Origin of the sequence: Sphingopyxis sp. QXT-31 (assembly GCF_001984035.1) — a bacterium.
GTDB lineage: Bacteria > Pseudomonadota > Alphaproteobacteria > Sphingomonadales > Sphingomonadaceae > Sphingopyxis.
The window spans coordinates 760,075-787,016 of sequence record NZ_CP019449.1 but is presented as its reverse complement, the minus strand read 5'-3'; the positions used below and the strand labels follow the sequence as shown (position 1 = coordinate 787,016).

At 69.2% G+C, this 26,942-nt stretch carries 19 protein-coding genes; 3 read left to right on the top strand and 16 right to left on the bottom strand.

Annotated elements, in window-relative coordinates; genetic code table 11:
* Positions 1 to 93: 93 nt before the first annotated feature.
* The 3 genes from BWQ93_RS03900 (at position 94) to BWQ93_RS03890 (ending at position 2,689) form a co-directional block, all read left to right on the top strand.
* Positions 94 to 1,077, top strand: coding sequence for an agmatine deiminase family protein (locus BWQ93_RS03900; RefSeq protein WP_077029374.1), 984 nt, complete (start codon positions 94 to 96; stop codon positions 1,075 to 1,077).
* 87 nt (positions 1,078 to 1,164) lie between these two features.
* Entirely contained in the window at positions 1,165 to 2,016 is an 852-nt protein-coding gene (gene aguB, locus BWQ93_RS03895) for an N-carbamoylputrescine amidase (RefSeq protein ID WP_077029373.1), read from the top strand.
* Between the two features lie 28 nt (positions 2,017 to 2,044).
* Positions 2,045 to 2,689 (top strand): FABP family protein, encoded by a 645-nt coding sequence (locus BWQ93_RS03890; RefSeq protein WP_077029372.1) that lies wholly within the window; start codon positions 2,045 to 2,047, stop codon positions 2,687 to 2,689.
* A 343-nt stretch (positions 2,690 to 3,032) separates the two neighbouring features.
* On the opposite strand, the gene BWQ93_RS03885 is transcribed toward BWQ93_RS03890, so the two are convergent.
* Genes BWQ93_RS03885 through BWQ93_RS03810 form a run of 16 tightly spaced genes read right to left on the bottom strand, consistent with a single transcriptional unit; the run spans position 3,033 to position 26,936 of the window.
* Complete coding sequence (locus BWQ93_RS03885) at positions 3,033 to 6,749, bottom strand: DUF6519 domain-containing protein (RefSeq protein ID WP_077029371.1); 3,717 nt, start codon at positions 6,747 to 6,749, stop codon at positions 3,033 to 3,035.
* 11 nt (positions 6,750 to 6,760) lie between these two features.
* Positions 6,761 to 9,040 (bottom strand): hypothetical protein, encoded by a 2,280-nt coding sequence (locus tag BWQ93_RS03880; RefSeq protein WP_077029370.1) that lies wholly within the window; start codon positions 9,038 to 9,040, stop codon positions 6,761 to 6,763.
* On the bottom strand, positions 9,033 to 12,074 hold the full coding sequence (locus BWQ93_RS03875) for a putative baseplate assembly protein (protein ID WP_077029369.1): 3,042 nt from the start codon (positions 12,072 to 12,074) through the stop codon (positions 9,033 to 9,035). The genes BWQ93_RS03880 and BWQ93_RS03875 overlap by 8 nt, the downstream gene beginning before the upstream one ends.
* 2 nt (positions 12,075 to 12,076) lie before the next feature.
* The gene (locus tag BWQ93_RS03870) at positions 12,077 to 14,599 is read right to left on the bottom strand and encodes a baseplate J/gp47 family protein (RefSeq protein WP_083720600.1); all 2,523 of its coding nucleotides are present in this window, start codon (positions 14,597 to 14,599) and stop codon (positions 12,077 to 12,079) included.
* Entirely contained in the window at positions 14,596 to 14,955 is a 360-nt protein-coding gene (locus BWQ93_RS03865; RefSeq protein ID WP_077029368.1) for a GPW/gp25 family protein, read from the bottom strand. Before BWQ93_RS03865 ends, BWQ93_RS03870 begins: the two co-directional genes overlap by 4 nt.
* On the bottom strand, positions 14,952 to 15,287 hold the full coding sequence (locus BWQ93_RS03860) for a hypothetical protein (protein WP_077029367.1): 336 nt from the start codon (positions 15,285 to 15,287) through the stop codon (positions 14,952 to 14,954). The genes BWQ93_RS03865 and BWQ93_RS03860 overlap by 4 nt, the downstream gene beginning before the upstream one ends.
* Positions 15,284 to 15,805, bottom strand: a complete 522-nt coding sequence (locus tag BWQ93_RS03855) for a phage baseplate assembly protein V (protein ID WP_077029366.1) — start codon at positions 15,803 to 15,805, stop codon at positions 15,284 to 15,286. The genes BWQ93_RS03860 and BWQ93_RS03855 overlap by 4 nt, the downstream gene beginning before the upstream one ends.
* Entirely contained in the window at positions 15,802 to 16,959 is a 1,158-nt protein-coding gene (locus BWQ93_RS03850; RefSeq protein WP_077029365.1) for a hypothetical protein, read from the bottom strand. Before BWQ93_RS03850 ends, BWQ93_RS03855 begins: the two co-directional genes overlap by 4 nt.
* The gene (locus tag BWQ93_RS03845; RefSeq protein ID WP_077029364.1) at positions 16,956 to 17,261 is read right to left on the bottom strand and encodes a hypothetical protein; all 306 of its coding nucleotides are present in this window, start codon (positions 17,259 to 17,261) and stop codon (positions 16,956 to 16,958) included. Before BWQ93_RS03845 ends, BWQ93_RS03850 begins: the two co-directional genes overlap by 4 nt.
* Before the next feature lie 15 nt (positions 17,262 to 17,276).
* Positions 17,277 to 17,930 carry a hypothetical protein gene (locus tag BWQ93_RS03840; RefSeq protein WP_077029363.1) on the bottom strand — a complete coding sequence of 218 codons (654 nt, stop codon included), beginning with the start codon at positions 17,928 to 17,930 and terminating at the stop codon, positions 17,277 to 17,279.
* Positions 17,927 to 21,883, bottom strand: coding sequence for an eCIS core domain-containing protein (locus BWQ93_RS03835; RefSeq protein ID WP_077029362.1), 3,957 nt, complete (start codon positions 21,881 to 21,883; stop codon positions 17,927 to 17,929). The genes BWQ93_RS03840 and BWQ93_RS03835 overlap by 4 nt, the downstream gene beginning before the upstream one ends.
* A complete protein-coding gene (locus BWQ93_RS03830) occupies positions 21,880 to 22,134 on the bottom strand; it encodes a hypothetical protein (protein WP_077029361.1) in 255 nt (84 codons plus the stop codon). Before BWQ93_RS03830 ends, BWQ93_RS03835 begins: the two co-directional genes overlap by 4 nt.
* The gene (locus BWQ93_RS03825; RefSeq protein ID WP_077029360.1) at positions 22,131 to 24,026 is read right to left on the bottom strand and encodes an ATP-binding protein; all 1,896 of its coding nucleotides are present in this window, start codon (positions 24,024 to 24,026) and stop codon (positions 22,131 to 22,133) included. Before BWQ93_RS03825 ends, BWQ93_RS03830 begins: the two co-directional genes overlap by 4 nt.
* Positions 24,023 to 25,300, bottom strand: a complete 1,278-nt coding sequence (locus tag BWQ93_RS03820; protein WP_077029359.1) for a DUF4255 domain-containing protein — start codon at positions 25,298 to 25,300, stop codon at positions 24,023 to 24,025. Before BWQ93_RS03820 ends, BWQ93_RS03825 begins: the two co-directional genes overlap by 4 nt.
* On the bottom strand, positions 25,297 to 26,262 hold the full coding sequence (locus tag BWQ93_RS20680) for a hypothetical protein (protein WP_156878128.1): 966 nt from the start codon (positions 26,260 to 26,262) through the stop codon (positions 25,297 to 25,299). Before BWQ93_RS20680 ends, BWQ93_RS03820 begins: the two co-directional genes overlap by 4 nt.
* Positions 26,259 to 26,936 (bottom strand): hypothetical protein, encoded by a 678-nt coding sequence (locus BWQ93_RS03810; RefSeq protein ID WP_077029357.1) that lies wholly within the window; start codon positions 26,934 to 26,936, stop codon positions 26,259 to 26,261. Before BWQ93_RS03810 ends, BWQ93_RS20680 begins: the two co-directional genes overlap by 4 nt.
* Positions 26,937 to 26,942: the final 6 nt, after the last annotated feature.

The window sequence follows — 26,942 nt, the reverse complement described above, 5'->3', positions numbered from 1 at the left end:
AGCACCGTTCTTCTTTGGCGCCGAAAGACAGAACGGCCCTTCGACGGGCTCAGGGCGAACGGAGTTCGGGACAGCTTTGAAACGAGAAGTCGAATGACCTTATGCATGCCCGCCGAATGGGCCCCGCACGACGCCGTCTGGATCGGCTTTCCGCATATTGCCGAGGAATGGTCGGGGCGGATCGACGCCGCGCGGCGCGATGTCGCGGCCTTTGCCAACGCCGTTCACGACGGCGGACGCGGCGAGACGGTGCATCTGCTCGTTCGCGACCATGACAATGCCGACATCGCCGAGGCGCTCGTCGATGCGGGCGTGCAGTTGTTCGTCGCGCCATTCGGCGATATCTGGCTGCGCGACACGGCCCCGATCATCGTCGGCACCGGTCCCCGGCGCGAGGCGCGCAATTTCGACTTCAACTGGTGGGGCAACAAGTTCGTGATGCCCGGCGACCGGGAGATCGGCGCAATATTGGCGGCGCACGCGGGCCTGCCGACGCAGCACCTCGACTGGGTGCTCGAGGGCGGCGGGATCGATGTCGACGGCACGGGGCTGTGCGTCACGACCGAGGAGTGCCTGCTCAACCCCAACCGCAACCCGTCGCTGACGCGCGAGGATATCGCGGCGCGGCTGCACGAGTCGCTGGGGATCGAGCGGCTGCTGTGGCTCGGCAACGGGCTGGTCGGCGACCACACCGACGGCCACGTCGACAATCTCGCGCGCTTCGTCGGCGAGGGCCGGCTGGCGATCCCGGTCGCGGAAGGCGACGACGATCCCAATGCGGCGATCTATGCCGACGCGCGCGCGCGGACCGAGGCGTTCGGCGGGGTGGAGATCGTCGATCTGCCCTCGCCCGGCCGGGTCGAGATCGACGGCGAGATCGCGGCGGCGAGCTATATGAACTTCTACATCGGCAACACGACCGTCGTCGTGCCGACCTATGGCGCCCCGAACGATGCCGCGGCGGTCGAGGCGCTCGCGGCGCTCTTCCCGGGGCGGCGCGCGGTCGGCGTCCCCGCGCTCGGCATCATCGCGGGGGGCGGCAGCTTCCATTGCTCGAGCCAGCAGGTGCCGAGCTAGCCGTCATCCCGGCGAAGGCCGGGATGACGAGGAGAGACCGGTCCTTTTGCACCTAGCAAGATGCTGCCCCTCCCCTATATCCACTCCATGACCCGCACGCTATCCGTCGCCGCGCTGCAACTAGCCCTGCCCGGCCCCATCCAGCCCAATATCGACGCCGTCTCGGCGTTCGTCGAGGAGGCCGCGGAAAAGGGCGCACAGGTGATCCTGCCACCCGAGTTGTTTGAGGGCCCTTATTTCTGCCAGGTCGAGGATGAGGCGCTGTTCGCCACCGCCTACCCGACCACCGAACATCCGAGCGTGCTGGCGATGCAGGCGCTCGCCGCGAAGCTGAAGGTCGCGATCCCGACGAGCTTTTTCGAGCGCGACGGGCATCATTATTACAACACCCTCGCGATGATCGGCCCCGACGGCGGCATCATGGGAACCTACCGCAAATCGCACATCCCCGACGGCCCGGGCTATGAAGAGAAATATTATTTCCGGCCCGGCAACACGGGATTCAAGGTCTGGGACATCTTCGGCGCGCGGATCGGCGTCGGGGTGTGCTGGGACCAATGGTATCCCGAATGCGCGCGCGCGGTGGCGCTGATGGGCGCCGAGGTGCTCTTCTATCCGACCGCGATCGGCAGCGAACCCTATGACGCCGAACTCGACACGAGCCGCATGTGGCGCCGTGCGATGCAGGGGCATGCGGTGTCGAACTGCATGCCCGTGGTCGCCGCAAACCGCATCGGGGCGGAGGGCGACGCAAACTTCTACGGCCACAGCTTCATCAGCGACGAGTGGGGCGATCTGACGCAGGAGTATGGCGCCGGCGAGAGCGGCGTGCTGGTCGAGACGATCGACCTCAATCGCGCGGCTAAGCACCGCGCGGGCATGGGTTTCTTCCGCGACCGGCGACCGCAACTCTATGGGCGACTGACCGAGGATATCTAGTTTCCACAATAGCTTTGGGGGTCAAGCTATGGAATTACCGGACGATATTTTTACCGAACCCGAGGATGTCGATCCCGAGACGCTCGCTAATCTGGGCCCGCTCGCGCGGCTGGCCGGCATCTGGGAGGGGCAGCGCGGGGTCGATATCAACCCCAAGGCCGACGGCCCCGAGACGCGGCACTATTATGAGCGGATCGAGATGCAGCCGATCGACCCGCAGGCAAACGGCCCGCAGCTCTTTTACGGCCTGCGCTATCACCAGCATGTCAACACGCGCGAGGAAGAGATCAGCTTTCACGACCAGGTCGGTTACTGGCTCTACGAACCCGCGACCGGGCTGATCCTGCAGACGCTGGCGATCCCGCGCGGGCAGATCGCGATGGCGTCGGGCCACGCCGAGCCCGATGCGAAGCGGCTGGTCGTCAAGGCGGGCCGCGGCGAAACCGAATATGGCATCTGTTCGTCGAGCTTCCTCGACCGCGCCTTTCGCACCGACGCCTATCAGCTGACGATCGATTTCCACGACGACGGGTCGTGGAGCTACGTCTCCGACACCACATTGGTGGTGAAGGGCCGCGACGCACCCTTCCTCCACCGCGACCGCAACAGGCTGGTCAGGATCGGAGAGCCCGAACTCAACCCCTGGGCGAAGATCGTGCGCGGCCAAGGATAATTTATCATCGTCATCCTGAACTTGTTTCAGGATCCATGGCGTGCCGTTTCCTTCAGCGCCGCGCCGGATAAGAGCTCAGGCCATGGATGCTGAAACGAGTTCAGCATGACGAGAACGAGAGGAAGGCTCCCGGCCCTAAAGCCGACAGCCGCCGCGCATTGTCATTGATAGGGCCTGAAACGGTTAAGGGCGAGCCCCGGTGGACTCGCCCCAAGACCCCGAAAGGGACTCGACCCTTTCATGGCACCGGATTATCCTGCCTAGTGTTTTTCATCGAGGCCATCGTAACATTGGCCGATTTTCCTATGAAATGCAAGAAAAATCGTGTTTTTTGAGCTCATTTTCACGGACGATTATCGCGCCTTAGCAGGAACTTCGGCGCCTTGACCACATTGGCGGGAAAAGAGGCTTCGGAAAGATTGTCGGACGCTACCCAAAGATAGCGGAACAACTGTTGGCGGTCGAATGGCATGATCGGCTGGACCGCGATTCCGATGCGCGCGATGGTAATGCGATTGTCCGATATCTTCAGGTAATGGCCGATATCGCCCCAGACACGAATGCCGTGATTGAACAGGTCGTCGCTCGCCTGTCCCGCCCAATCGAGCGTGTTGCGCTGGATTCGCAGCGTATCGACATTGCCGACGAACAGCGCCATCGGGACATAGACCTCCGCCGCCGGTTTGCGCAGCGACAGATGATTGTCGGCGATCGTGACATTGCCCGCCCGGACGAGATCCGCACGGCCTGTTTCCGGGTTATGCCCGCTGGCGCCGACATGAACCCCTCGCACGAAACCGAAGGCCTTGTTTCCGCGAATCTGCACCGTGGTCAGTGTCAGCCCGCCGCAGGTGATCGCCTGCCGGGCATAGCTCGGCAAGCGGCTGGTAAAGCGATTGAACCAGCGCTGGGCGCTGGGCAATCTTTCGCGGATCTCGTCATCCGCCGCCATGCGCGCGGCGATCCGGCGCGCGTGGCCGATCAGATCGGCAGCGCTGGTGATGTCGAGCGGCCGTAGCTGCTTCATCGCCTTGCTCCAGTCCGACTGGCTGACCGGCGAGCCGAACTTGATCGCATAGGCTCCGGCTTTGAGAGAGACCTGGCCATCGCCGTCGCCGGCATTCGGCTGTTCGCGCTCGGCACGCGCGCTCGGCTCGCCGATCAGCACCAGCGAGCGCTTCACTTCAGGATCGACCGCCGCCATGCGCGTATCGCCGATCCGGCCGCCCATGGTGCGAAGGGCGCGCTTGTACGTCGGCGAGCGGTCGGGGTCGGCGACGACGACGTCGCTGACGCGCTTGATATAGCCCTGCATACCCGCGATCGTCCGGATTTCGTCGGCGCGCGGCGGGTCGGCGTCGAACAACAGATTCCATTCCTCCTGTGGCATCGGCGATTCGAAGGTCGCGGTGATGGTTCCGGCGCGAAACTCGCGATTGCCGCCGCCTCTGGCCTCGACCTCGCGCGGCCTGACGACGAGCAGATCGACGACACGCTTGCGCCAGTCCTTGTCCTCGAGCAGCCGCCCCGGCTTCACCCCTGCCTTGCCGGGCACGACCGCCAGTTCGTTGTCGGAGATCAGGATATGCACCGCGTCGGTGACGAGGATGCCGTCCTGCGCGAGCCCGATCGACAGCCGGTTGTGCGTCACATGTACCGAATCGAGCGGCTTTTCGTTCGATCCGCGGATCGCGAGCCCGGTGCGTTCGGCCGCCACGCCGCCGCCGCAGCGCAGCGTCATCCCCGTCACCTCGACCGTCGGGCAGTCGAGGATCGTCACCGGGCCGTGGCGCGACGTGAAATCGTCGAGCGCACCCGACCCGTCGGGCGCCGACACCGCCATGTCGCGGATCGTGACGCTGGCGCATTCCTTGAACAGCAAGGCGCATTCGGCGCGCCTCGCGATGACCTGCGTCCCCTCGCCCGCGCCGTGGAGCGTCAGATGCCCCTTGTTCGAGATTTCGACCGGGATGCCGGTTTCATAGGTGCCGCGCTGGAAGCAGATAGCGGCATCCTCGCCGTCCTTGATCGATTTCAATATCTCGGCCCAGTCGCTGCCTTCGGTGACGATATAGGTCGAGCAGCCGATCTGCGTCTGGCCCGCGAGCTTTTCGATCGCGCCCTGCACCGTATTTTCGCCCGCGAGCAACGGCGTGTTCGCGGGGTCGAACGAGGTTGCCGCCGCGGTGCTGAGATTGGCGTTGAACTGGATCGGCAGATGCGTCGGCTGGCCCGCCGCGTTGAGCAGCCGCGCGACGACGCGCTGCGTCGGCGTCGCGGCATCAAGCGACCAGTCGATTTGCGCGACGCCGTCGGCTTCGGTCAGCGCGACGCGCTTCTTGACATTGTCGGCGACCGGGCCGAGCCGCCCGTCGCCGGCGATGATCTCGAACTCGACCGCGAGCCCGGGAAGCGGCGTCTTGCCGCGGATCACCCCGGCGCGCAGCGGCGAGGCGAGCGGCACGAGCGTCGCAGGGGTGAGCGGGTTGGGCATCGCTTCCTGCCCGTCGCCGCCGAGATAGAGGAAGCTGCGCAGCGCGGTGAGCGGCGGGAAGATGTTGCGGCAGTCGCTCGCGACGGTCCAGATCCCGTTCGCATTGCGCGTGACCAGCGCGAGTGCGGCATAGTGATGCGCGATGCCCTTGGCGGGGAGCGCCGCGGGTTTGCCGATCGCGTCCTTCGACGGCCACTCGATCGTCGCGGCGAGCGAGCGCGCGGGGATCTGCCAATGGTCGCCCGTCGCCATTCGCCCGGCGCGGAACTCGACCTCGATCCCCTGCTCGACCGGGACCCAGACGTCGGGGACGATGGCGATGGGCAGCCCGCCCTCCCAGCGCCGGATGATGCCCTTTTCGGGGAGGACGGTCAGGTCGGGCGCGCTGCCGTTGGTCAGCGCGGCAAGCGTGTCGGGGTCGCGCACTTCGCCGAGGCTGACGCGGATGCCGTTGATGTCCGAGATGCGCGCGAAGAAGCCCGGCAAGCTCTTCAGCCGCCGCGCCTCGTCGAGGATCTCGACCCATTCGTCCTTCTTGAGCGCGCTCGGCTCGTCGGGGCCGAGGCTGTCGAGGATCAGCGCGCCATTGTCGATCTTGCCATAGCGCGCCGCGCCGCCGCCATTGTCGCGCGACCATTTCCAGCGCCCGCCGGCGGGGCTGCCATTGTGGATCTCGACGCGGTAGAGATGGTTTTCGAGGCTGCGATAGCCGCCGGTCGCGGGCAGCGCGCACGGATCGGCGGCGGCGGCTGCGGGATTGGCGCGCGCGCGCATCGCGCCCGTCGCGGCGGGACCGAAGGGCGACCAACCGGGCGCAAAGCTCGCGCAACTGACCGGCGCGGTCACCGCGCCCGCAGCGACGAGATCGGCGGTGCGCGCGAATTTGACCTGCCAGACGAGTTGGTCGCGGATCGCGGTGTCCGGGCCGCCGAACGCGGTCTCGCGGATCAGCGGTTCGTCGGCGGCGGTGATCGGCCGCTCCCACAGGTCGAGATAGGCGAGATAGTCGCCCGCGACGGTGGGCAGATTGTTGCCGGGCAGGAAGGGCTGGCTCTCGGCGCTGCGATAGCGATCGACCTGCGCGTCGTTGGCGGCCGAGATGGCGGCGGCCGCCTGGAAGGTCTGGCGCCCGTCGACATCGTCGAACAGCGCCGCGACGCGCACCGCCTGCGCGGGCGTGTTGCCGACGAGCACCAGATAGTCGCCCTCCGCGACGCGTGTGCCGGCCTCGACGCGCCAGCGCGTCGCCGCCCCGGTGCCCGAAACACGCAGCAGCATCAGGCGGACGGGCGCGCTATGCGAAATGCCGATGCCGTCGAGATAGGCCTGACCGCCGCCGATCAGCAGCGTCTGACCGCCCGCCCCGGCGAGTATCGCAAAACCCGGCGCGTCCTCGGGAAAGCCGCTGGCGCCGATCACCGAACGCGTCGTCGTGCGCAGCGCGGCGCGGCCGATGTCGCCCTCCTCGTTCCAGTCGGCGTCGGTGAACAGCCGCCCCTGCTGCATCCGGACGGCGCTGTAACCCTTGTCGGGGCGGAAGGTGTCGCGGGTGAAATCGCCAGTCATCGTCTTTGTCCTCAGGTCTGGAACAGGGGGGCCGCCACCAATCCGAACGGCAGATATTCGTCGAGCATGTCGGTCAGGTTCGCGCGGCGGAACGGCGTGCCCGCCGCAAAGCCCGCGCCCATTTCGGCGCCGCCGAACGCGCCCGCCGCGACGCCGTCGGGACAGGCGAGCGCGAGCTGGCCGAAGGCGCTGGCGGGAAAGGCGCTGGCGGTGAAGATCGGCGCCATGCTGCGCGCGATGCGCTGGCGCTCGGCGTCGGCCAGCGGCGCGGGCGCCGCCGCCTGCTCGGCTGCGGCGATGGCGAGATCGGGCTGGCAGCGGTAGCGGCGCGGGACGCGCGAGGTCAGCGGGGCGTAGCAGAAGCGGACGCAGCCGCGCTGGCGCTGCGCCGCGCGGGTGGTGCCGATGAGCAGGCTGTTCTCGGCCTCGATCGAGCGGATGCTCGCCCGGCCGAAGATCGTGCTGCGCGCGATATCGACGTCGGCGACGGGGGCGTCGAGGACCAACGGCAGGAGGTCGGGATCGGCCTGGAGGTCGCGGTCCTCGCCGACGATCGAATCGCGGATCGCAAGCCCGCCGCCTGCGGTGCCGAGCGCGAGCGGGCCCGTGATGCAATGGTCGACGCTAACGGCAAGCCCGCCGTTCTGCGAAATGACGCGCACCCCCTTGGTCAGCCCCGCCGCCGAAGCGCCGATCGTGCAATGGTGGAGCGCCAGATTGCCGAGCGTGCCGGCCATGACCGCGACCTCGCCCTCGACCAGCAGCCCGTCGAGGATCAGGCTGCCCGCCTCTTCCTCGGCGCCGGGTTGGACCGCGCGCACCCGAAGGTCGCCGCGGATATGGGGGCGGCGGTGCGCGAGCGACAGCGCGTCGAGGTCGCGCGCGATCACCCCGCCCGCGCGCTCGACCGCGGGCCAGGCCGCGGCGACGATCGCGAGCCGGGCCTCGGCGGGGATGCGCAGGATATGCGCGGCGTCGCTGAGGTCTTCGGCATAGCTCGCATTGTCGAGCATCACGATCAGCCCGCGCGTTCCCGTCGCAGCCGCGGCGTTCCAGCGCAGGATCGCCTCGGCGAGCGAGGCGACGACCACGCCGCCCTGCAGCACATCGTTCGTCTGTTCTTCGGTCCGGGCCGAGACGCCGATCACCCACGGCGCGGGCGCGCCGTCGACGACGAGCGTGTCGTGCCACGCGGCGAAGCTCGCGGCGCGGTCATAGGGCCCGCCGCCGAGCGCGAAGGGCGCGGCGAAGGCGCAGCTCGCCTCGACGCTCTTGCCCTCGTCGCTGGCGTGGAGCGCGAGGCGGCCGAGTTCGGGGTCGAACAGGATATGCCCCGCCTGCTGCGGGCGGCGCCATGTCGGATTTCCGCCGACGGTGCGCGTCGCGAGGTTGCAGCTATGCAGCCGCTCGGGCGGCACTTCGGCGCCGTCCAGCCGGACGCGCAGCACCGGCACCTCGTCGAACCAGCGCCCGCCGCCAGCCTCGCCGGCGCGCAGGCGATTGAGGTCGCGGTGAAGCAGGCGGCGATCGAGCGGCGCGGGCACCATGCGCATGTCGACCCGCCCGGCGATCGAGCGATCGGCCTTGGGCTGGTTGAACAAGGCGCGGTCGGCGCCGAGCGGGTCGAAATGGCGGAAGCCCGGGCCGATCGCCGAAGTCCGCGGCACGATCCCGCCGGTGTAGCCCGCGAGCGCGTTCGAGAGGAAGCGCAGCGGATAGGCGTCGAGGCGCCAGACGAAGAGCCCGACGTGCGGGATGGCGTAGCGGCCCGAGGCACTGTTCACCGGACCGGCGGCGGCGCTGTGGCATGCGTCGCTGAACGCCCCCGCCGACAGGCGCGCCGCCTCGGCATCGCGGATCGACGCGGTACCGAGCGCGCCGGGGCGGATATGATTGACGTGCTGGCTCCAGATCAGCCGCTGGAAGAATTCGACCGCGACGACCGGCCAGCCGGTGACGTCGCGCGCGATCTGTTCGATCGCGGCAGCGGTGCCCTTCGCCTGGCGATAGCCGAGCGTGTTGGCGACGTAGCTGCGCAGGCCCACTTCACCCGCGCCGAAGCTGCGCATCGGGCGCGCGCCGATCAGCGCGCCGATATAGGGAATGACCCAAGGCTCGCAGCTTTCGATGAAGAAATTGTCGTAAAGCTGGTCAAGGTCGCGCTCGACGATCGCGAGCTCCTCGCCGAGCAGGCCCATCAGCGCTTCGAGCGCCCTGCCCTCCTCGGCGTCGCGGTTGCGCAGGTGCTGCGGCAGCAGCTCGATCAGCGGGACGGGCGGGCGATCATGCACGGGCGGCCTCCACGGTCAGCGCGATGCCGGCGTCGAAGATGGTGAGCAGCTCGGCGGCGGCATAATCCCCGTCCTCCTCGGGCGGGAGCAGCCGCGCCTGCGCCGCGGGAAGCACGGTGGCGAGGCTGGCGGACGGGTCGGGCTCGGCGCCGTCGTCGATCAGCGCGAGCAGGTCGAGATCGACCCCGACGACGCCGGGCACCGCCTGCAGCGCGGCGATAACCTCGGCCGCGCTCACCACCTGGCCGATGTTGCGGCGCGTAAAGCCGAAGACGTCGAGCAGATGCGCACGCGCGGCGAGCTCGACATCCTCGGCGCGATAATCGGGATGGTGGAACAATCGCGCGGCGAGCTGGAAGAAGCGCCGCGCCGCGGGGAGCACGACCATCAGGTGCGAGCGGTCACGCGCGCCGTCGGACGAGGCCTGGAGGTTGGCGATCAGCGGGGCGTTCGGCTCGAGGATCGTATCGCTGGTGCCGGTAATGCTGACGAGCACGATGCGCCGGTCGCCCGACCAGAGCTCGGCCGCGAGCGCCTTGCCCACCCCCGCGAAATTGGAGGCATAGTCGCGATAGTCGATCAGCGACACGATGCGCCCCAGCGTCTTGACGTCGCGCGGCGCGGCAGTGCGGATGTCAGCGAGGCTTTCGGGCGGCGCGCTGCCGCTCGCGCGGCTGGGGTTGACCACCGAGCGGATGCCGAGCGGGCGGGTCTTCAACTGGATGATCGCCTCGTCGGCGACCTCGCCCGCCGGGCCGATGCCTGCGCGGTAGCTGGCGACGACGTTGAGCTGGCCGGTCGGCAGGCGGCTGCCGTGCAGGCCGTCGCCGAACTGCACCCAGCTGCTGCCGTCGTCCTCGCCGCGCACCGCATAGACGCGGTCGTCGGGGCCGGCGTCGTAGAGCGTCGGCACCTCGTGCCACAGCAGCCCGTCGACGCGGATCGACAGCGACGAGGCGCGCCCGGTGGGGGTCTCGGCGCTGACATAGGTCAATGGCGCCTTGGTGAGCTTGAAGCGCTGGAAAATCTGCGCCGCGTCGCCCGAGCCGAGCTGCTCTTCATAGGCCTCGCCATGCGTCGCCGCGGCCATATTGGCGTTCACGGTGACGCTCGGGCGGCGATAGCTGTATTCGGGGCCGCTCTTGAGCAGCAGACGCGTAAAGCCGCCGATGTGGACGACGTCGCTGACGGTGAGAGTCTCGCTCGACGCGAGCCCGTCGGCGTCGCTGCGGTCGCCGGCGATCGAGATCGTCTGGCCGTCGACGAGGTCCAGATAAAGGGCATCGAGGTCGATCCCGTCCGCCCCGGCCTCGACATCCTCGCGGATCGGCGTGCCCGCGAGCGTCAGCGGTGCGCTCGCCGCGAAGATATGCGCGGTGCGGAATTTGAAATCGTTGAGCGGCGAGGATTCGCTCGGCGTCGGCACGTCGAGGTCGCTGCCGTCGGGCTGGCGGAAGGTCAGCCCGCTGGCCTTGCCGCTCAGTGCAAAGTCGGCGCGCGACTGGGTCGCGGCAGCGGCAACGCGGAAGACCATCGCCTCGCCCTCGGGGGTCTCGATCGCCGCCCAGCCGTCGGGGACGATCTCCTTGACCTCGCGTTCGAGGAATACATGCGCACCGCTGAGCGCATTGCCTTGGCTGTCGGTCCAGATCGTCGCACCGCTGCCCGAATCCCAGTCACCGCCATGGCCGTGGTCCTTAGGAAGAGCGCTATGCTTCGGCGCGGCGTTGCCGAAGAAGCCGCAATCGTCGCGCAGGATATAGAGGCCAGGGGCGGCCTCCGCGGTCTCGGGCGCGTCGATATCCTTCACGCGGCGGATGAGGTGCATCAGCTTGACGCGCGACCAGGACTGGCTGCGCACCAGCGCCGTCAGCGCCGGCCCGGTCCACACCGCCTGGCGGACGTAGCTGCTGACGGTCGCGCTGGTGAAGGCGAGCCGCACGCTGGGCATCGCGATGCGCTTGAAGCGCGGCGAGCGGCGTTTCGGCGCGCTCTTCACGCTGTCGGGCAAGCCCCCGCCCTTGCGCGCAACCAGCCGCGTGACGCCGAAATCGCGATCGTCGGTCGCGCTCACGACGTGCAGCGTCGAGGCGGCGACCTTGGGCTTGGCGCCGAGAACGGGAATGACGCCGACGACGACGATGCGCTGGCCGGGCTTCAGGCCCAAGCCGGTGCCGCGCAAATATATCTCGTTGACCGGCAACGCGCGCAGCAGCGGTTCGACCTCGTCGTTCAACGCATGCGCCGCGATCCGCCCTGCCAGTTCCTCCGCAAGATCGGTATCGCCGTCGAGGGGGAAATAAAGCGCAAGCTGATCGACGCTGGTGAACTCGCGCAAGGTCGCGCGGTCGACGGGGTCGAGCGCGTCTTTGTCGAAGCTGTTGTCGAGGTCGAAGAGGAAGATCGCGCCATTGTCGGCGTGGTTGGGGTTGGCGGCGTCATGGAACAGCGCGAGCGGCTGCTGGTAGAGCGTGCGCGCGGGCATTGCATTCCATTCGGCGCGCGCGACGATCGGCTGCACCGTCTCGAACACCTGCGGCAGCTCGCCCTTGCGCGTCGGCACCGACATCGCCTGCACCCCGATCGGGATCTCGACCGCGCGATAGGGATCGTCCGACGCCTCGACCGTGAAGGACAGCGCCACCGACGCCGCGACGCCGGGCGCGGGCTCGTAACCGATCATCCGCGCCATTTCGACGAGCGAGCGCCGCTGCGTCGCGGTGCCGACATAGGCCTCGTTGGCGACGCGCTCGCTGTAGAAGCTCAGCACGTCGAGCGTCGCGGCGAAGCCGTCGAGCAGGGCAATGGTCGGATCGCTCACCTCGCGCGCGCGCAGCGCCGCGAGCGGGTGGAGTTCGGCCTTGGTTTCGGGGTCGACCACCGTCTGGCGCGGCAGGCGCCACTCCATGCGGTCCATGAACTCCGGGTGGGTGCCGATGCGATAAGCGATCGCGGCGAGCCCCGGGCGGTTGTCGGGGCGCTTTTCGTCGCGGTCGACCGCGCCGCAGATATTGGCGGGTGGTTTGTGCGCCATGGTCAGCGGCCTCCCGCCATCAGGAAAGCGATGCGCCCGAAATCGGGATAGGTCGGATCGTTGTCGAGCCGCGCGACTTCGTTGGGGGCGATCGGGATTTCGGCGTCGTCGGCAAAGTCGAGGTCGGGCTGGTCGAGGCGGCCGAAGCGCCCCTTGACCGCGCCCGCGCCGTCGCGCGTGCCGATCCACTGGACGCCGGCGACCTGCATCGCGCGCGCGATGATCGGCGAGAGCAGGATATTGTCGCCGAAGCTGAAAAAGTCGGGGTGGAAGAACCCCGGCCGCCCGTCACGCATCGTCTTGGCCGAGAAGATATCGAGCAGGTCGCGCTCGACGTCGCCGGCATAATGGTCGGAGCAGACGCAGACGAAGAGGCGGATGTCGAGCGGGACGAAGCGCGGCGCGACGATTTCGACATCGTGGCCCGCGAGGCGATAGGTCGCGAGATGGCCGCGCAGCGCATTTTCGAACGTCTCGTCGACCGCGCCGCCGCCGCGGCGGTCGATCGCGAGGAAGATGGTGTTCCAGCTGCCGGTCCAGCGGCGCTCGGCATAGGCGCGCTGGACGTCGCCATAGGCCTCGGCCGCCGTGACATAGTCGGCGGGGGTGACGGCGCGGCGAAGTTGGCGGAAGTGCCGCGGAGCGGCGACGCGGATGGCCGCTACCGGCTCGCGGTCGCGGCCGCCGGTCGCGGGCATGGGGTTGCGAAGGCTCGCGATTCCGGCGCCGTCCGAAGTGACCACATGCGCGATAGCATCGGCGCCGATATTGCCGCGGCGGCCGCCGCCGTGGCGGATGCGCGCGGTGAGCGCGGCGCCGTCGGTCGGGCGGCGCCCCCCTGCCCCGTCGCCGAAACGGGCATAATGGACCTGGTCGCTTGCTTCGATGCAGAATTCGGAGGTGAAAGGATCGGCGGCGAGCAGGTCGGGCGCGGCGCGCCAGACATGGCCGTCGCCGTCGATGCGCACCTGTGCCAGTGGCGCCCCGGCGGGCGCAAGCGTCGCGCGCGCGGGCTCGGATGCAGCAGCGGCAGGGTCATAGGTTACCGCGTGGACGATCGTCTCGCCGCGTAGCCGGAAGCGCTTGAGCGCGCCCGGCCCGTCGTCGGGGAGCAGCCCGGTGCGCAGATTGTCGCCGACCGCGATCGCATCCTCGGCCGCCTGCGAGGGAGTCAGGCCGTAATCGACGCTGCGCCCCTCGTCGGCGAGCAATATGTTGCCGCGCGCCACCGCGCCGCCCGCCGCGAGGTTGAGCGGAAAGGCGAGTGCGTCGTCGGCGTGCCATTCAATGTAGACGAGATCCTCGTTCATCACCGCGTCTTCGACATCGACCGGATCGGCCGAGAGGCGGACGAGTTGGCGGTGCGCGGGATCGGGCGGGTCGCCCGCCTCGCCACCGAAGGGTATGAGCTGTTCGAAGAGGATCAGGTCGCCCTTGGCGAGCCCGAGTGCAGCGCGCGTGCCGACGAGATGCGCCGCGGTCGCGCCCGCCGGCAGGCAGCAGGCGGCATCGCCCCAGTCGTGCAGTAGCATCGCGTTGCGTGCGACGCGCAACGAGCGGAGATCGTGCAATGTTTCGAAGGTGATTGCCCCCGTTCCGACCAGATCCTCGAAGATCTCGGGGGCGCGCGGCTGGACCGTCGCGAGCGGCGCGATGAGATCGGGCGGACGCGTGAGCAGCCGTGCGCCGCGCGGCAGGATCGGGTCGGCGAGCGGGCCGCGCTCGACGTCGAGCCCCGCGGCGACCGCGACCGCGACGCGCGCGTTGCAGCCCTCCGACGCGCTGTAGCCGAGCAAGCGCGCGTGACGCATCACCGACTGGCGGAGGCGTGCACGGCCGAAAAAGGCCTCGGTCCCAACCGCGTCCTGGAACCAGCTCGTGCGGTCGGCGGCATAGGCGAGCGCCTCGACCAATGTGACGCCGAGGTCGGCGGGGCTGCGCTCGGTCCAGCCCGGCAGGCTGACCGCCATGCGGTCGAGCATCAGCTGGCGGAAGCTGTCGTAATCCTTCGCCAGATAGTCGATCGGCGGGCCGAAGGGGCGCGGGGTCCCGGGGTCATCGGGCGCCGCGCAGTCGAAGGCCGAGGGGCATTCGGCCTTGAAGCTGAAATCGAGCGCCGCGAGCATCGGGTCGAGGAAGGGCGGGATCGCGTCGTTGACCGCGCCGAGCCGCACCGACAACCGGTAGGGCGAATAATCGCCCGCGGCGTTGACGGTGAGCGTCAGGCTGTGCGGTACAGGCCCAGCTGCGACGTCGGTGACGCGGATGCCGTTGATGCGCGTGCCGCCGTCGATGCGGAAATTGTCGGGATCGAGCAGCGGCACCCCGGCGTTGAGCACGCCGTCGTTGCGCAGGAAAGCGAGCGTCAGCAGCCGCTGGCGCAGCGCCTCGCTCGGCGCGTCGCGGTCGACGACCTCGAGATAGTCGATGCCGTTCAGCAGCACCCCGCCGCCGGTGTCGATCGTCGCCTCGGCGACGCGCTGGCGGCGGCGTTCGGTGCCGCAATATTGCAGCGCCCCGGTCAAAACACGCGCTCCACGGTCACGAGCCGCTCGCGCGTCTCGTCGAGCGGGCGGTAGCGGACGGTGATCGAGAGCAGGCTGTCGACGGCTTTGGTCTCGACCCCGCGCACCTCGATCGCCGCCGAGAGCCACTGCTGGAGCGCCGCCATCACCATATGCTGCGCCGCGGCGGCGAGTTCGGGGGCGTTTTCGGAGAAGACGAGCTCATTGACCCCGGCGCCGAAATCGGGGCGGTTGACACGCTCGCCGCGGCGCGTGAACAGCAATTGTTCGATCATCTCCCTGATATGCGCCTCATGCCCCGCGCCCGCGGTCATGCCGTTCGCGCCGATGCGATAGGGGAAGCCGAAATGGGTCATGTCGCGAGCACCTTCGCCTGGACGTTCACCCAGATCACCGGACCTTGCGGCGCCTGCGTCGCGGCGACGCCCATGTCGCCGGGGTTCATCTTGAGCACGGGCTTGCCCTCGACGAGTATCTTGCTCGACGCACCGGTGAGCATCAGCGTGACGCAGGGCGAGGGGGTCGGTCCGGGGAGCTGGAAAGGGCAGCCAGCGACCAGCCCCTTGTCCCCCATGACCATCGGCGGCGCGCCCATCACCAGCACCTTGGTCGCGGACGAGATCAAAGTCGCGGGGATCGCGTGCGGGCATTGGGCGAGCGAGGCCATGGTGACGATCGGGATGCTCATGGCAATATCTTCAGATTGGCGCCGTTGATCGATACGCCGTCGATCGCGAGCTTCACCGTGCTGGCGCCGTGGGTGATGGTGAGGCCGGTCGGATCGGCCTCGATCTTGGCCGCGCCCATCGCCGTCGTCAGCTCGAGCGTCAGCGTCGGCGCGCCGGGAATGTCAAAGATTTCGAGGCTGAAATTCTCGCCCTTCCACGCCTTGGTCAGGAAGCCCACGGGTCCCGGGGGCGCCGGGGTATCCCCCAGATCCCACCAGCCGCCCGACCAGATCGGGTAATCGGGGTTGCCGCCCTCGAACTCGACCCACACCTTCGCGCCGATCGGCGGGATCGCGTAGAAACCGACGCTGGGTCCCGCGCCGGGCAGGCACGGCATCGCCCAGGCGAGCTTGCTGTCGCCGAGGACCGAGGGGCAGCTGACCTGGATGCGGCCGAGCCCCTGGACGTCGGCGGGATTCTCCACCTGGCCGCGATATTTGCCGTAGAAGGCGGGGCCGCCGTCGGGGAGCTTGGTCATGGCAGCACCAGCGGGGCCATCGGCCCCCGTTCGCCGCGCGCCAGCTTGAACTGCTGCTGGTAGCTGCCCGGCTTGATTAGGTGGCGCACCTCGGACACCTTGTAGAGGCCGCCGTAGCTCAGCCCCGCGCCGCGCAGGAACACCATGTCGCGCGCCTTGAGCGCGGCGTTGTAGCGCGTCGAGTCGATCGTGCCCGAGACGGTGAAGGCCTCCTTCGCGCCCTCGTCGACCAAGGCCTGCGCGCGGCCCATCGCCTGCGCGGCGTTGAGCCCCGAGGTCTCGATCGGCTGCTTGCGCGTGTCGCCGAAGCGCGCGACGGTTTCCGGGATGGCGCCAAGCGGCGGGGTGCTGCCGACGAGCGCGACGACGGGGATTTCCTGGCCGCTGATGCGGTCGATCACCTTGGTCTCGACCGACGTCAGCACCTCGTCATCCTCGGACGTCGTGACGTCATAGGCGTCGGAGCCCGGCCCCATGTCGACGGTCAGCGTGCGTTGCGGCACCCCGGGCTTCACCGACGGCCCCCAATAGAGCGTGTTCACGCCGGGCACCGGGCCGGGATCGATATAGGTCTCATAGCCGTGGCGGCGCGCCATCTGGTTGAGATATTGCCAGTCGCTGCCGTTCTGGATCGGCACGCGGTCGATCGGGATCGGCGGGTCGATGAACTTGGGCGGCAGCGCCATCGGGATCATCCCGAACTGCGCGTAGTTGACCGCGATCAGCATCGCGATCATCGTCTCGTCCATCGCCGGATGCTCGGTCTGCTTGACCTCCTTGTCGAGTTCCATCGTGAGGTCGCGGCCGTAGAGCGTCAGCACCCCCGACTGCGATCCGGTGCCCGGCGTATAGCTGCGCTTGGTGACCAGCCCGTCGAAGATGACGTAGGGCATGACGTCGAAGATCATCGTCACGATGACGCGGCAGCCGCGCTGCAATTGCGGGTGCATGATCAGCGGCGATTCGAGGAAATCGAAGGGGCCGGTGCGCCCGGTGTTGATCGACAGCTTGAACCCCGATTGCGCGGTCGCCGACAATTTCACCTCGAGGTCGGCAATCGCGCTCATCACGTCGGCGGGCGCGGGCAGCGCGACCGGGCTGGGCCCGATCAGCAGGTTGAGGCGCACGCCGAGGAGATTGCCGAGCAGGCTCATCCGGTCGTCTTTCCGGTGCCGGGAAGCGGGATGACGAAGCTGTCGCCGGGGCCGCCGGGCAGCGCGGCGGGATCGACGACGCGGTTGGCGTCGGCGATCATCCACCAGGCGGTCGGCGCGCCGAGGTGGCGCCAGGCGATCAGGTCGAGCCGGTCGCCGTCGGTGGTGCGGTGCTGCGTCGCGACCGTCGTGTCGGCAGGGTCGGGCAGCAGCCGCGGCGCGACATAACGAACGCTCACCCCGTCGCCGCGGTCGGCCACCAGTTGCGGCTGGTTGACGTAACGGCTGGTGAGCGTGAACATCGCCTTCTATCCCCTTCAGAACAAAGCCACATCGCCGCCGGCCATCTTGCCGACATTGTCGACGCTGGCGACGGTCGCGAGCACTTCCTTGACCACCTGATGCGCCATGAAGGCCCAGAAACCGGGGTGGGTGACCGCAAGGTCGTTGTAGGTGAGCACCTTCATCGACACCGACACGTCGGCGCGCATCGGGTTGAGATCGGGGTCGTGCATCGTCTCGGTGATCGACAGGCTCTCGATCTTCACCGGGACGACGCGTTTCCAGCCGTAGATGAAGAGGGTGAGCGGCGCCGCGGGCGGGATCACCTCCATCGTACCGATCTGCAGCAGGATCTGGTTCGCGGCGACGAGCAGCGATTTGGGGTAGACCAGCATCTCGAGCGCGGCGAGATAGCCGGTGATCCCCGCGCCGAGCGGCCCCGCGTCGCCGCGCTCCATCTGGTCGATCAGGTCGAGCGTCAGGTTCGCGCTGATCGTCTCGGTCGGCGGCCCCGCAAGGCGCAGCGCCTCGGCCTTGCCGCCCCCGGCCTCCGAATATTGCGGCGCCAGACTACGCGAAATCTGCTCGGGATTATACTGGAAGATCGCGACCGAGGCGAGCGGGTTGAAGATGTCGAGGCCGACGATGGCGCCCTTGATCGTCTTCGGAGAGCCAGTGAAGTTGGTCATGGCTTTTTGCCCGCCCGCCGCTCGGCGAGCCAGCCTGTGTATTTCTTGCCCGCCGTGAGCACGTAGGAGATGAGGACGACACCATGGTCGTCCTTGACCGTCAGCGTGATATCGTCCTGGCTCTGGATCCAGATCTTGTTCGGGGTGTTGGGATAGGGCGCCTTGGTCAGCTTTTCGATCTTGCAGACCTTGATCGGGATATGCCGGTCGTCGCGGTGCATGCCATAGGTGTCGAAGATGCTGATCTTGACCGTCTTGGGATAGCAGGCGCCCGCCGTCTTCTCGTCGAAATTGCCCGTCTTGTCGGTGTAAAAGCCCGCCTCGATGCCATGAACGAACATCGCGCGGAATTGGGGCGGGGTCGGTCCGACCTTGTCCGGCCGGCCCTTTTCGATTTCGAAGGTCGTGCGCGGAAGCGTGGTGGTGGCGCCCTCCCCGCCCGCAAGTCCCTCGCCGCCTTGCGTGGAGGGCGCGGGTGCCTTGACGCTGTCCGCAGGCGCCTTGTCGCCTTGGGTCGGCGCCTTGTCGCTCGGCGGAGCCGGCGGTTTGTCGGGCGTCTTGGGCGGGTCGGGCGGGGCGGGGTCGGTGGCCGCCGGGGGCGCCGGCGGCGGCTTGTCGGCGGGCATGGGCGCGAGTTCGCCCTCGCGGCCCTTGGGGATTTCGACCCCCTTCCACGGCAGTTCCTTCGCCGGGGTCGGGTTCTGTTCCTTGTAGCGCGGGACGATCTTCTCGTCGTCGGGGATGTCGTAGGTGCCGGTCTTGCTCTGCCGGTACGGGCCCGTGTCGCTGCAATCGCTCGGCTCATAGCCCATGTCGGGGAAGCTCGATTCGATCGAAGCCGGATCGCAGAAGAGTTCGCTTGCGTGATCGGCGTAGGTCTTGCCTTTCAGCATCCCGAGGTCGCGGAGCGTCTGGCTGCCCTTGAGCAGCGATTTCACTTCCTTGATGATCGCGACCCCCGCGACTTTCGGCAGCGTCTTGACGAAGTTAAGCTTCGCCATCATCCCGCCGATCTTGTTCTGCATCTCGCATGTCTGGAGCATCGAGGCGACGAGATGCTCGACCGGCGACAGCCCGAATTTGCTGAGGATATAGTCGCCGAGCGCCGCGCCGCAGCCGATCGCGGCGCCCACCCCGACGGTCGCCGGCGCCGAGACGAGCCCCGCGACGCACGACCCGATGCGCATCAGCTTGGTGATCTCGGCGATCATGTGCGCGACGTCCATCGCGAGCCGCGCCTCGCCGATGAATTTCTCGAACTCGTCGTGGATCGGCCCGATCGTCTTGTTGATGATCTCGGCGAAGAAGGTCTCGACGTCGCTCGCGATATTCTCGACCTTGTCCTTCATCTCCTCGGCGGTCTGGATGACGTCCTCGATCACCGTGCCTTCGATGAGCTCGCGGAACTTGGCCTCGAAGCCCGCGCGGCCGCATTCGATGATCGTGTCGAACATCTTCGCCAGGAAGGGTTTGGCGAGGCGCGGCAGCACCACCGCCGCGACCTTGGCCGCCGCCTTGAGGATCGTCCCCGTGCGGCCCTTGAGGATCTTGCTTTCGCCGACGCCCTTGAACTTGTCGCGCACGGTCTTCCCGAATTCGCTGACCTTCTGATAGGCCTTGACGAAGAACAGCCCGAATTTCTCGCGCAGGATGCCGAACGGCCGCGCCTTCAGACCGGTCCAGAAATCGGCGCGCTTGATCGTCGCGAGATCCTCGGTGTGCTGCTTGTACTCGGGCTTGTCCTCATAGGTGGTGCCGGGCGTCTCGGGCTTGGTCTTCAGCCATTCGGCCATCGCGCCATGCTCGGCGATATCCGCGCGCAGCGTGTCGTCGGCGGCGTCGGCATAGCTGGCGAGCAGGCTGTCGTCGGCGGCGCCCTTGGCGAGCCCGGCGCCGGTGCGGTCGGCCTCCCATTTCGCCGCCTTGAAATCGTCCTTGACCTCCTTGCGCACGATGCGCGCGGGAAGCGGGCTGGCGGTCGCGAGCGGCGCGGCCGGCACCGGCTGCGCCAGGCGCTGCGGCTTGACCGCAGCGCCGCCGGCCGACGCCTTGGGTGCGGTGACTAGGTCGTTCTGGATCTTCTTGATCTTGCCCGACAGGTCCTTGAACTTCTGGGTCGTCGAACGCGGCTTCAGCGCATCGGCGAGGTCGCCGGGATGCGGCGCGAGGAAATAGACGATCACCCCCTTGTGCGCCTTGTCGGGCGCCATCATCCAGCGGCCGCGGATCGGCTGGGTCTTGGGCCGCCCCTGCTGCGCGGTCTGCGCCTTGGGCTTGGGCTTGCCGCCGTGCGTCTTCGCCTTGTCGGGCGAATAGTGGCGGATCTTGAGATCTTTTTCCTTCCACACCGTCTGCGGCTTGGCCGCGTCCCAGCCCGGGGGGATCAACACGCTGGTGTCGATGACCTTCGGATTGGGTTTCCACTCGGCATTCTGCCGCAACGACGCCGCGACCGCGTTGACCTTGGCCGCGACCATGTTGATGCCGCCGATATAATTGGCAACCTGCTGCTCGCCCGACTTGCGATAGTCCAGGTCGTGCGCGGGCTTCATCTCGCCGATCAGGATATTCTTCGGTGCCGAGGCGACGCCGGTCAGCTGGCCGCCCGCGATCTTCGGCGCGCGGCGCGTGTCGTGGACGACGGTCGCCGGCTTGCCACTGCCCTGCTCCATCGGCACGCCGACCATCACGGGCGAGAAATTGTCGAGATCGGCGATGGTGGCGGCAGGCGTTCCCGCGGACGGGGTTCCGGCCGGCTTGGCATCGGTGTCGCCGGCTGCCGGCGGGTCGGCGGCGGGCGGATCCCCCGCGACCGGGGGGGTCCCGGCAGGCGCCGACGCCGCAACCTGCTGGACGCCGGGCACCTTGACGTCGGGATCGGCGTCGGCGGTGTAGATGTCCGCCCGGCCCTGCGCCTTGACATCGATCAGCTTGCGATTGGCGTTCGGGATCGGAACCTCGGTCAGGATATCGCCCCTGATCCCGCGGATCGCGTCGAGCGCCGCGTCGTGCATGGTTTCGTGCAGGCCCTTGGCATTTTTGGTGACGCCCGGCAGCCAGAAGGCATTTTCCTTGCGCTGGACCGCCGCGTCCGCGGCGTGCGCGTCGTCTCCGCCCTCCGCCTCGCGCCGTTGCGGCCCCACCGGCCCCGGCGCGGTCTGCTGCATCACATGCGCCAGTTCGTGCGCCATGGTGAAACTGGGCGAGGCGCTCTCGCCCCCACTAAGCCAGACGTGATTCTTGTAGGTGAAGGCGCGCGCCGCGATGCTTGCGTTCATCGCGCTGGCCTGCCCGCCCTGATGGACGCGCACCCCGCCGAGATCGCGCCCCATACGGCTTTCGTAGAAACCGCGCGTCGATGCGGGCAGGGCCGATCCGCCGCGCGTAAGCTCCGCGTCGGAGGCCGCGAGCGTCTCGGCGCCGCTGGTCCGCCGCGCACGCACCTCGGCGTCCGGCTCGTTCTCGCTATCGGCCAGGCGCCGCGCGCGCGGTTCGTCGCGCAGCGCGGAGCAGGCGCTGCACGCGCGCTGCACGCTGTCGCCCGCCGCCGACGCGTCGCCCGCGAGGTCGGCGGCGGCGGGGTCGGGCATCGCCATCACGCGCGCCGCGATGCTGTCGGCCTCCTGCTCGTAGCGATCGCCGACCGGTCCTACCTCGAGCCGCGGCTGGACCGCGCTTTCATCCTCGTGCTTTTCCCCGCACGCCGCGCAGGCGCGCTGCGGCGCGGGCGCGGCGGCGCTCGCGCTCATGCGCCGCTGGATCGCCGATTCCCTGACCTCCTCTTCCTGCTCGCAGTTCTCGCACTGGCGCTGCACCGTCGCATGCGCCGGGATCGCCGCGAGCGAGGCAAGCGGCGGCACGGCGTAGCGCGGCGGCGGCGCGCTCTTGCGCATCACCGGCGGGGCGGCTTTGGCACTCGCCTTCTTGGCCGCGGTGGCGTGCGTCGCGCTCATCGCCCGCCCCCCGCCAGCCGCGTGCCGATCGCCTGCCCCGCGGCATGGCCGAGCGCCGCGGGCCCCTGCCCCGGCGCGACGGTCAGCGACAGCCGCGCATGGCTGCCCGCGAGCCCGGCCACATCGGCGCCGGCGAGCCGCGCCTCGATCGCCATGGTCAGCGCGCGGCGCACCGCCGCGGCATCGCCGGGCGCAACGCCGACCAGCGTCAGCTGGTCGACCGTCAGCCGGATGCGCGCCGGCGCGGTCATTGCACCCACCCGCGCAGTTCGGCGCTGGTCAGCGAGCGCCCGCTCTTTTCATATTCGAGGCGCGCGGCGGCGAGGATATGCCCCATGTCGACGTCCTGCCCGCGATCGGCGGCGGTGAAGGCGGCGGCCATCGCGACGTTGCGGATCGAGCCGCCCGCGAGGTTGAGTTGCGCCAGCCGCGCAAAATCGAGCTCGGCCTTGGGCGTGTCCTTGGGGAAGATGCGCTGCCATATCTCGGTCCGCTCGGCGACGCCGGGGAAGTCGAAATCGATGATGAAGCGGATGCGGCGGAGGAAGGCGGTGTCGATGTTCGAGCGGAAGTTGGTCGTCAGGATCGACAGGCCGCGATATTCCTCGAGCCGCTGGAGCAGGTAGCTGACCTCGATATTGGCGTGGCGGTCGCGGCTCTCGTTGATCTCGCCCCGCTTGCCGAACAGCGCGTCGGCCTCGTCGAACTGCAGGATCGCCGAACCTTCCTCGGCGGCGTCGAAGACGCGGCGGAGGTTCTTCTCGGTCTCGCCGATCCATTTCGACACCATCGACGACAGGTCGATGCGATAGACGTCGAGCCCGAGCGCGGCGCCGAGAGTCTCGCCCGCGAGCGTCTTGCCCGCTCCCGAGGGGCCCGAGAAGAGCGCGCTGACGCCGAGCCCGCGCCCGCCGCTGCGCTTTTCGAAACCCCAGCTTTCATAGACGGTCGCGCGGTTGCGCACCTGCGCGACGATCGCCTTCAGCACGTCCTTCTGGTTCGGCGGCAGGACGAGGTCGTCCCACTTCGCGTCGCCGTCGATACGCCGCGCCAGATCCTCCATACGCGGGCGCGCGAAGCGGCGCGCGGCGTCCCACGCGATGTCGCCCAGCGTCGGCTGGCCCTTCTTCGGTTTCGCCGCCTTGGCCGGATCGGGCGCGAGGATCGCGAGTTCGGCGGCGACGCTGTCGGCGAGTTCGGGCGAAACGGGGAAATGGCCCGCAAGCTTCTCGATCGTGCCGTTCAATTTCTTGGCATAGGGGCCCAGGCGTTCGCGCCACACCGGCACCTGTTCCTTCGCGGTCATCCGCGGCATGTCGAGGCGCACCGTCGGCGCCTGGCCGAGCAGCACCGCGTCGGGCGCGGCAACGATCAGCGGCAGGCGCAGCAGCTCGGCGAAGAGCGCGAGTCCGGCGGGGTCGCCGCGCGTCGCATCGACGAACAAGGCGCCGTCGGTGAGGATCAGGTCGCGGCGCCACAGCTGCGCGAGGCGCGCGATGTCCGACGGCGCGCCGGGCAGCATCGCGGCGCTGATCGCATAGAGCGGGCGCTTCGAGGGCGCGAGCGCCGCGGCCGCCGCCTGTTCCTTGCCAAGCGGATCGGCGCCGCACAGCTGGAGCGTCATGCCGGGCTCGCCCTCGACGCGCAGCCGGATCGCCTGCGCCAGCTTGGCGCGCGACGGCGACAACTCGGCGGGCGCCGCAACGGGGCGCGCCTGCAGCGCAAGGTCTTCGGCAAGCGACGGCGCGTCGACGAGGGCGAGCAGTACAGGCTCGGCGAGCGCGAAGGGCGCCGATCCGAGCCCCTCGCCGCCGTCGATGCGGATCAGCCCGTCGGCGCGCAGCGGATCGTCGGCGCCGGGCGCTGTCCAGTTGGCGCCGGGCAGCCGCACGAGCGCGAGCCCCAGCGACGGCGCGGTGCGTTGCGGGTCGCTGTGGAGTTCGGCGATGCGCCGCCCCGCGGCGGGATCGAGCGCCGCCCAGGCGCCGAGCAGCAGCAGGTTGCGCCCGAAGGCATCGAGCCCGAAGCGCGCGGCGATATCGTCGGCGCGCGTCTTCGGCGGAGCGCCCTTGTTGCCGTCGAGCCAGCCGACGACGGTGGCGAAGGCATCGGCAAGCGGCCTGAGTTTCGCCGTGCCGCTCATGACAGATCGACCAGCGGGCCGGTGATGCGGCCGAATTCGGGCTGGTTCGGGTCGGTGCCCACCTCGGGCTGCGAGGCGAAGCCGTCGATATCGACGCGCGCCAGATAGTCGCCGGTGGGCAGGTCGGTGACCGCGAAGTCGAGCTGGCTCGCGGGGAAGGCGGCGGGCGCCTCGGCCTCGATCGCGGCGTTGCCGAGCTGGCCGGCGCCGAAGGCGTTGAGCAGCAGGGTTGCCGACTGGCCGGCCTGGAGCGGCGGATCGATATCGACGGTGACCGTGCCCGAGCGCAGCCCCGGACCGCTGCCTGCGGCGGTCTCGGCGGCGATGTTGGTCATCACCGGTAGGATCGCGAAGGCGGCGACGTTCGAACCGCGGCGGAGGCGTTCGGGCATCGACGGATCGGTCGGCGCCGCGACGACCTCGAGCTGGTGCGAGCCGGCCTTGGGCACGGTGCCGCCGAACAGCGCGGCATCGAGCGACAGCGCGAGGCCGTCGCCAGTGATAGCAGCCTCGGCGAGCGGCAGCGCCTCGCCATCGATACGCAGGCTGTTGCCGAAGCGCGCGATGCCGCTGCCGGTCAGATGCAGCGTCGCGCCCCACGGCGCGGGCCCCCATTGGCCGGGCGCGGGGCCGGCGCTGCGGATCTGCAGCGGGCCCATCGGCGCGGCATAGATTTCGGGGGTCGCGACCGGGGTCGCCGGCCCGGGACCGTCCTGCGTCTCGATCGCCACGCCGCGCACCACATAGGAGGCCGACAGCGCATAGGGGACCTGGAAGAAGACCGACCACAGCTTCGACCAATCCTCGAGCGTCGGCTGGTCGGGGCCGACCGCGATCGCCCGCCCCTCGCCCGCCAGATCGGCGCCGCTCAGCGCGGGCTGGTTCGCAGTGTCGCTGCTCGCCGCTTCGAGCGCCGCGACCGACAAGCCGGGCGCATGTTCGAGCGCGAGCGCAACCGCGCCGAACAGCCGCTCGGGCTCGAACTTGGCGGCGTCGCCATAGAAGCTCAGCACATAATGGAGGTCGAGGCTGAGTTTCGCGCGCGCGCGCTGGGTGCCGCTGCTCTCGCGCGTCGGGAAATGGTCGTTGCGGTGTGCGCTGTTCGGCAGCACGCGGAACAGAAAGAGGTTGACGACGGGCTTGCCGTCGCCGGCGAGCTTGGCGATCGGCGCGCCGATGCGCACATCGGCCTGCGCCACTGCCTGGTTCGCCGCGTCCTGCAGGATATGTTCGAGCGTCGCGGTGACGACCGCGAGCGAGCGGAAATTGCTCATCGGCCATTCCCCTGCGCAAGGAAAGCATCGAGCGAGAGCCTGGCCGAAGCCGGGGGAGGCGCGGGCGCGACGGGCGCCGCGGCAGCGCGCACCTCGATGTGGCCGATGTGGATTTCGACGACCGGCGGCGGCGCGGCAGCGGCGGGTGGTGAGAGCGCGGGCTGGAGCGACATCGCGGGGAAGCGCGGCACGGCGCGGCTGGTTTCTGGAGCGAAAAGCGCAGGCGCCGATTCTGCCGCAGGTTGGGGAGTCGTAGCAGACGGGTGTGCCGAGGGGGCCGGATCGGTGCGGGCGACGGACGCCGATGGCGCCTCAGCCGCCGCGATCGCTGCGGGAGCCGCCGCCGCGTGGGAAGCTGGCGCGGTGCGCTGAGGCTCGACGGCCGGACCGGCACGCTGGAGCGGCGCAGGTTCGGGTGTTGAGGGCGTAACCGAGGTGGTACCCGCCAACGGGGACCGGGTGGCGGTCTTCGGCGCGACCGGAACCTCGATCCGCAGGGGCGCGGCGGGTAACGGGGCGTCGGCCTGTGCGGCGGCATCGGGGCCGGTGGGCAGGATCGCGGCGGCACTCTCGATGGCGCGCGGGGCAGCCGACATCTCGCGGCGTTGGACCGCAGCGGCCGGTAGCGGCGCGGCGGCGATCGGTTGCGGCGCGGCAGCGGGTAAGGCCGGAGCGAGCGGTGACATGGCATTCGGAGCGGCTGCAACGGGCACCGCGGGAGACGCCGGGGCCGCGGGCTGCGTCAGCGGAATCGGCGCCGATGATAGAGGCATCGGCTTGATTTCGGACGGCTGGACCGGCGCCGGCGCCTCGCCATGCGCGCCCGCATAGGCCGCCGCCGCTACAGGCTCGGGCAGCCCCATTTCCTCGGGCAAAGGTTCGAAGCGCGAGGGGATGCGCGGCGCCGCAACCGGGGCTTCGCCTGCGGCCCTTGCGGCCATGCGGGCGAGCAGCCCGGTCATGCGCCCGCCGCCGCGAGGTAGAAGCGCCGCCGCGCCGCGGGCAGCATCAATATGTCGCGCTCGGACCAGTGGTTGACGCGCGCGAGGTCGGCGACCTGCTGGAGCAGACGCGGGATGCGGAGCGCGATCTCGTCCCAGAACAAGGCGGCGATGTCGAAGGCGATCTCGGCGCCCTGCCCGCATTCGGGGCAGGCGGCGGCGATGGCAAGATCGGCGTCGGAGTCGAGCTCGGCGAGCAGCGCGTCGAGCGCTTCGTCGTCGATCGCTTCGCCGCCGGGCGCGACGCGCGCGCGGAGCAAAGCGCGGGCGGCGGCTTCGCCCTGCCCTTCGATCGCCGCGAGGTCGCCCGCCGTAATCGCGCGCACCGAAATGCCATCGACGCTGGCAGGCGCGCGGGCTTCCCCTGCCCCATCGCGGCCGAGGTCGGTCGCGGTCAGCGCAAACTCATAATCCTCGCCGCATGCCGGACAGCGCTGCGCCACCTCGATCCGTGGACCGAATTGTGCCGCGCGCAGCGCGAACAGCTGGCGGTCGCGTTGCCCGACCGGCAGCGCCGAGGCGGCATCGCGGGGCCAGCCGCCGGCCTCGAGCAACAGCAGTGCCCGGGCGGCGGGGCCCAGCGACGCGCCGCTTTCGCTGATTTCGATCAGCTCGAGGGCGGTCCAGCGACGCACGGGGCG